7 protein-coding genes are annotated in these 6,441 nt (G+C 61.0%); 6 read left to right on the top strand and 1 reads right to left on the bottom strand.

The window, feature by feature from the left end; translation table 11 throughout:
* Nucleotides 1-217 precede the first annotated feature (217 nt).
* Together QMX98_RS31080 and QMX98_RS31075 are read left to right on the top strand one after the other, a co-directional pair.
* Nucleotides 218-823, top strand: coding sequence for an SCO family protein (locus tag QMX98_RS31080; RefSeq protein WP_010459508.1), 606 nt, complete (start codon nt 218-220; stop codon nt 821-823).
* Entirely contained in the window at nt 823-1,311 is a 489-nt protein-coding gene (locus QMX98_RS31075; protein WP_010459506.1) for a copper chaperone PCu(A)C, read from the top strand. Before QMX98_RS31080 ends, QMX98_RS31075 begins: the two co-directional genes overlap by 1 nt.
* Before the next feature lie 29 nt (nt 1,312-1,340).
* Here the strand turns inward: QMX98_RS31075 and QMX98_RS31070 are convergent, their stop codons facing one another.
* Nucleotides 1,341-2,324 (bottom strand): GlxA family transcriptional regulator, encoded by a 984-nt coding sequence (locus QMX98_RS31070; protein WP_077750153.1) that lies wholly within the window; start codon nt 2,322-2,324, stop codon nt 1,341-1,343.
* A gap of 269 nt (nt 2,325-2,593) precedes the next feature.
* Here QMX98_RS31070 and QMX98_RS31065 point away from each other — a divergent pair, with 269 nt between their 5' ends.
* The 4 genes from QMX98_RS31065 to argE all read left to right on the top strand — a co-directional run bounded on the left by QMX98_RS31065 (nt 2,594) and on the right by argE (nt 6,338).
* A complete protein-coding gene (locus tag QMX98_RS31065) occupies nt 2,594-3,904 on the top strand; it encodes an NAD(P)/FAD-dependent oxidoreductase (RefSeq protein ID WP_282411901.1) in 1,311 nt (436 codons plus the stop codon).
* A gap of 24 nt (nt 3,905-3,928) precedes the next feature.
* Nucleotides 3,929-4,345, top strand: coding sequence for a RidA family protein (locus QMX98_RS31060; RefSeq protein ID WP_017338215.1), 417 nt, complete (start codon nt 3,929-3,931; stop codon nt 4,343-4,345).
* A 167-nt stretch (nt 4,346-4,512) separates the two neighbouring features.
* Nucleotides 4,513-5,190 carry a DUF1028 domain-containing protein gene (locus QMX98_RS31055; RefSeq protein WP_154912544.1) on the top strand — a complete coding sequence of 226 codons (678 nt, stop codon included), beginning with the start codon at nt 4,513-4,515 and terminating at the stop codon, nt 5,188-5,190.
* Nucleotides 5,187-6,338 (top strand): acetylornithine deacetylase, encoded by a 1,152-nt coding sequence (argE, locus tag QMX98_RS31050; RefSeq protein WP_282411900.1) that lies wholly within the window; start codon nt 5,187-5,189, stop codon nt 6,336-6,338. The genes QMX98_RS31055 and argE overlap by 4 nt, the downstream gene beginning before the upstream one ends.
* Nucleotides 6,339-6,441 lie beyond the last annotated feature (103 nt).

The following is a 6,441-nucleotide window of genomic DNA, read 5'->3' as shown; positions in this document are numbered from 1 at the left end:
GGCGAAGGCGTACTTGAGAGCGCCTTCGCCGGCAAGCCTGGCTCCTACAGGTCCGACGCTGATCCGTAGTTTTCTGCAACTTCTGATGCTGTACCAAAACCACCCCTCGTCCAACAATGAGCGAAACACGGCCACAGTTTGTTAATATCCACGCGCTTTTTTCGTCTGACTCATCAGGCGCTACAGATTTCCCGTCGCAACACAGGAATGCTTTTCCATGAGTACGTTGTTTACCCGCCGCACGGTCCTGCGCGGTATGGGCTTGTTGAGTCTTGGCCTGCTCGCCGGCTGCGATGACAGCTCCAGGCTGTCGTTCAAGTACGGCAAGGACCTCAGCGACAAGATCATGGGGCGTACCTTCAAGCTCAAAGACGCCCAGGGCGAAACGAAGATGCTCACCAGTTATCGCGGCCTGATGCCGATGGTGTTCTTCGGTTTCACCCAATGCCCGGCGGTCTGCCCCACGACCCTGGCCCGTGCGGCACAGGCCAAGAAACTGATGGGCCGAGACGGCGAGAAGCTGCAGGTGATCTTCATCACCCTCGACCCGGAACGCGACACGCCGCAAATGCTCGACGCCTACGTCAAGACGTTCGACCCGAGCTTCGAGGCGCTGCACGGCACGCTGGAAGAAACCGCCGCCACCGCCAAGGAGTTCGGCGTGTTCTTCGAAAAGATCCCGAGCGGTTCGACCTACACCCTTTCCCACACCGCGACCAGCTACGTCTTCGACTCCCGGGGCAACTTGCGCCTGGGGCTGTCCGCGTCCCTTACGGCTCAAGAGTGCGCAGAAGACCTGCTCACCGTCATGGAAGTCTGCTGATGAATTCGATCCACGCCAACACCGCTTTCTCGCGACGCGTCAAACAACTGGTCCTGGGGTGCGCCCTGATCGGCATGGCCTGGCAGGTATCGGCGCAAACCAGAGTGGACGACGCCTGGGTCCGCGCGACCGTTGCCGGCCAGCCATCGACCGGCGCCTTCATGACCCTGCAAGCCGACAGCGACAGCAAGCTGCTCAGCGTGCAATCGCCTGTCGCCAAAACCGTACAGATTCACCAATCCAGCATGAAAGATGATGTGATGAGCATGCGTCAGGTCGAGTCTGTCGAGCTGCCGGCCGGCAAGCCGGTGAGCTTTGATCCCCACGGCTATCACGTGATGCTGATGGACCTGACGGCGCAGGTGAAGGAAGGCGATAAAGTCCCGCTGATCCTGACCGTGGAAAACGCCAAGGGCGAGAAAGAGACGATTAAAGTGGAAGCCGAGGCCCGGGCACTCGGCATGGCTGATCACAGCAAGATGCATTAACGGTCGGGGTTTCTCGGGGCGAGCGGCTCTTATTTGACGAGTCGCTTCTCCTTGGAAGGCCGGTAGCCGAAATACGAGCTGTAGCACTTGCTGAAATGGCTCGGCGACACAAAGCCACACGCCACCAGCACGTCCACCTGGGACAGCTCCGTATGCTGGAGCAGCCGCCGCGCTTCGGTAATCCGCAGTTCCATGTAATACCGCTGTGGCGTGGTCCCCAGTTGCTCCTTGAACAACCGTTCGAGCTGTCGACGAGAACGACCCGCGTAAACCGCCAATTGCTCCAACTCCAACGGCTCTTCGAGGTTGGCGTCCATCAGCTTCACCACCTCGCGCAATGGCGCGCTCACACAGACATTTTCCGTAGGCTTGATGCGCCGGTAGCGCGACTCCTCGAACGCCAGGATGTCCTCGATCCCCTCGACAAGCGCTTTGCCGTAAAGGCCTTTGATCCAGTCCAGCGCCATGTGGAAGGCCCCGGACGGGCTCGAAGCCGTCAGCCGGTCTCGATCAATGATGTAGGGCTCGCTGCTGACCTGCGTGGCCTTGCAGAAATCCGCCAGCGCCGGGCGATGCTCCGGGTGAATCGCACAACGGTAACCGTCCAGCAGACCGGCCTTCCCCAAAAACCATGCACCATTCCACAGCCCGGCCAGGCTGACGCCCTGGTCCGACGCCGTGCGCAACAGACTGATCAAGCCTTCGCTGGCCTTGAGTTCTGTCCGGTAGCCACCGCAGATCACCAGCAGGTCCAGCGCTTTGACCGCTGCACAATCGATACGGGCATCGGGCCGAATGACCAGGCCCAGATCGCTGACGACCTCGCCATCGTTCAAACCAAAGGTGCGAGAAGAGAACGAGTCGGGTCGTAGCAGATTGGCCGTGACCACCGTATCCAGCGCCTGAGTGAACGCCGGCAGCGAGAAATGTTCGAGCAGCAGAAAGCCTGCGCGGACCGTTTGCCGGGTCCCATCAGGGTGTTCATTGAGATAGCGAAGGTTTTTGCCCTTCATGCCTCCGCTGAATTGGCGTCGTTCGATCAATGCTCGATCCACTCCATGACATTACCCAACCGGTTATATGGTGCGCTGATAAAGCGCCATGTTAACCCGTGGCGCCTCTTCGGCGTATCCACCCGAGCGCCAGACGGCGCTCTGCCTCAGTTATTTATACTCAAATGCCAGCTTAATAATATTTTACCGATACCAGGGTCATCCCTAGTCTTGAGCCCAAGAAATGGCGGGTCGTTCGCGACCTCACTCCAACTTCGAAGGGTATTGAGATGACCACCGAAAAAATAAAAACAGATACGCTGATTGTTGGCGCCGGTCAGGCTGGCGTGGCCATGAGTGAACACTTGAGCAAACTCGGGGTGCCGCACCTGGTGCTGGAGCGCAGCCGCATTGCCGAGCGTTGGCGCACCGGGCGCTGGGATTCGCTGGTGGCCAATGGTCCGGCGTGGCATGACCGGTTCCCGGGTCTTGATTTCGACGATCTCAGCCCCGACGAATTTGCCCCGAAAGAACGCGTCGCCGATTACTTCGAAGCCTACGCCAGGAAATTCAACGCGCCGATCCGCACCGGCGTCGATGTGCTGAAAGTCGAGCGCAATGTCGGTCGCCCGGGTTTCACCATTGAAACCTCTGAAGGCGTGATCGAGGCCAACCGCGTGGTGGCGGCCACCGGGCCTTTCCAGCGGCCGGTCATTCCGCCGATTGCGCCGAAAGATCAGCCTTTCATGCAGATCCACTCGGCCGACTACCGCAACCCGGCGCAACTGCCTGAAGGCGCGGTGCTGGTGGTCGGCGCGGGTTCGTCCGGCGTGCAGATTGCCGATGAATTGCAGCGTGCGGGGAAGAAGGTTTACCTCTCCGTCGGCGCCCACGACCGCCCTCCTCGCGCTTACCGCAACCGTGATTTCTGCTGGTGGCTGGGTGTGCTGGGCGAGTGGGATCAGGCGGCGATGAAACCGGGACGGGAGCACGTGACCATCGCGGTCAGCGGTGCCCATGGCGGGCGCACGGTGGACTTTCGTGGACTAGCCCATCGCGGCATGACGCTGGTGGGCCTGACTCAATCGTTCAACGGTAGCGTAGCGACGTTCCAGCCGAATCTGGCGGACAACCTGGCGCGTGGCGATGAGAACTACCTGGCGCTGCTAAATGCCGCCGACGCTTATATCGAACGCAACGGCCTGGACCTGCCGGAAGAACCTGAAGCCCGCCACGTGTTCCCGGATCCCGAATGCGTGACCCATCCGATTCTTGAACTCGACCTGACCAAGGTCGGCGTCACCTCGATCATCTGGGCCACCGGTTTCGCCACGGATTACAGCTGGCTCAAGGTCGATGCCTTCGACGACAACGGCAAGCCCCAGCATCAGCGCGGCGTGTCGAGCGAGGCTGGCGTGTATTTCCTCGGCCTGCCGTGGCAGTCCCGTCGCGGCTCGTCGTTCATCTGGGGTGTCTGGCATGACGCCAAGTACGTGGCAGATCACATCGCCATCCAGCGCTCTTACCTCGACTACCACGATGCGGCGCAACGCGAGGCTGAACAAGCCCCGGCCGTCCTCAAAGCCACGGTCAGTGCCTAAGCCTTTTTCTGTCAGGAGCTAAAAATGTCCACGCCAACCCATACCCGTATTCGCATGTTCAACACCAAGGAAACCTACCCGAACCAGAGCCTGGACAATGACCTGTGCCAGGCGGTCCGGGCCGGCAATACCGTTTATGTTCGCGGCCAGGTCGGAACGGATTTCGAGGGCCGGCTGGTGGGTCTGGGTGACCCGCGTGCGCAGGCCGAGCAGGCCATGCGCAACGTCAAGCAGTTGCTGGAAGAGGCAGGCAGCGACCTCAGCCACATTGTGAAAACCACGACTTATCTGATTGACCCGCGGTATCGCGAGCCGGTGTATCAGGAAGTGGGCAAGTGGCTCAAAGGCGTGTTTCCGATTTCGACCGGGCTGGTGGTGTCGGCGCTGGGGCAGCCGCAGTGGCTGATGGAGATTGATGTGATTGCGGTGATTCCTGAGTAAGTCGTTAGACCGAGTCGCGGCCTTCGCAAGCAGGCTCGCTCCCACAGGGAAATCTTCAGTGGCCGCGGATTTGTCTACGACACAGATCCAACTGTGGGAGCGAGCCTGCTCGCGAAGAGGCCCGCCCAGACACCACCTTCTCCAAGGCAAACCAAGGAGCTAAACCCATGACTTTCTCCATCGCCGCCCGATGCCCCGAAACCGGTCAGTTCGGCATTGCGATCAGTTCCTCCAGCATCGCCGTCGGCGCCCGTTGCCCCTGGCTGTTGCCGGGTGTCGGCGCCGTCTCCACACAAAACATCACCTTGCCGTCGTTAGGCCCGGAAGTGCTGGCCATGATGGAACAAGGCCTGGCGCCGGCCGAGGCGCTGGACAAAGTCCTGACCCGCAACGGTTACAGCCAATACCGTCAGATTACCGCCATCGACCACCTCGGCCAGACCGCGCATTTCAGCGGCGCGCAAACCCTCGGTAACCACAACGCCGTGTCCGGTGAACAATGCGTCGCCGCCGGCAACATGCTTGCCGACCGTTCGGTCATCGAGGCCATGGTCCAAGCGTTCGAACACGGCGAAGGACAACTCGCCGACCGCTTGCTCGCTGCCATGAAAGCGGCCATCGCCGCCGGTGGCGAAGCCGGGCCGGTGCATTCGGCGGCGATGGTGGTGGTCGGCGAACTGACCTGGCCGATCATCAACCTGCGGGTCGATTGGGCGGACGAAAATCCCATCGGCCAGCTGGAAAAACTTTGGGACGCTTATCGCCCGCAAGTTCAGGACTACATCGACCGCGCCCTCGCCCCCGACAAGTCCCCCGGCTACGGCGTCGCCGGAGACGACCGATGAGCAGCAGCCGTGATTTGCTGGAAACCCTGGTGGCGTTCGACACCACCAGCCGCGAATCCAACCTGCACCTGATCGAGTTCATCCGCGACTACCTCGTGGGTTTCGATGTGCCTTGCGAGCTGATCTACAACGAGCAGCGCAGCAAGGCCAATCTGTTCGCGACCATTGGCCCGGCGGATCGGCCGGGCATCGTGCTGTCGGGGCACACCGACGTGGTGCCCGTCGACGGCCAGCCGTGGACTGTTGCGCCGTTTGAACTCACCGAGCGCGACGGCAAACTGTTCGGGCGCGGCACGGCGGACATGAAAGGCTACATCGCTTGTGTACTGGCCCTCGTTCCGTCGCTGGTGAACGCCCGGTTGCGGCTGCCGGTGCACATCGCGCTTTCATACGATGAAGAGGTCGGCTGCCTCGGCGTGCGTTCGTTGCTGGCGGAGTTGGAACAGCGACCGGTCAAACCGATGCTGTGCATTATCGGCGAGCCCACCGAGCTGAAACCGGTGCTCGGGCATAAAGGCAAACTGGCGATGCGCTGCGATGTCCACGGTGAAGCGTGCCACTCCGCCTACGCGCCGCTGGGGGTCAATGCCATCGAATACGCCGCCGAACTGATCGGTGAGCTGGGGCGGATCGGCAACCGACTCAAAGCCCCCGAGCATCACGATGCGCGGTTCGATCCGCCGTTCAGCACCGTGCAAACCGGGGTGATTTCCGGTGGAAAGGCCTTGAACATCGTCCCCGCCGATTGCCGCTTCGACTTCGAAATCCGCGCGTTGCCCTCGTATGATCCGAGTGAAGTTGCACTGGCGTTGAAGGCCTTTGCCGAGCAACAGGTGTTGCCGCGCATGCGTGCCGTGAGTGAACAGAGCGAGATTCGATTCAGCCAGTTGTCGGCGTATCCGGGATTGGCGACTGATGCACACAGCGAAGCGGCCGAGTTGATCGCCAGGTTCTGCGGCTCCCGAGCGTTCGGCACCGTGGCCTTCGGCACCGAGGGCGGCCTGTTCGATGCCGCCGGCATTCCCACCGTCGTCTGCGGCCCCGGCAGCATGGACCAGGGCCATAAACCCGACGAATTCGTCAGCCTCGAACAACTCACTGCCTGCGACGCCATGTTGCAACGGATGCTGCTATCGATCACTGAATAACAAAGATTCCGAACACCCAAAAAATCCCTGTGGGAGCTAGCCCGCCAGCGATAGCGATCTGACAGCCAAATCAATGTTGACTGTCAAATCGCTATCGCTGGCG

The organism is Pseudomonas sp. PS02303 (genome assembly GCF_029959925.1).
GTDB lineage: Bacteria > Pseudomonadota > Gammaproteobacteria > Pseudomonadales > Pseudomonadaceae > Aquipseudomonas > Aquipseudomonas mandelii.
Note: the sequence above shows the minus strand (reverse complement) of the source record. Positions and strands in the feature narration are given on the sequence as shown.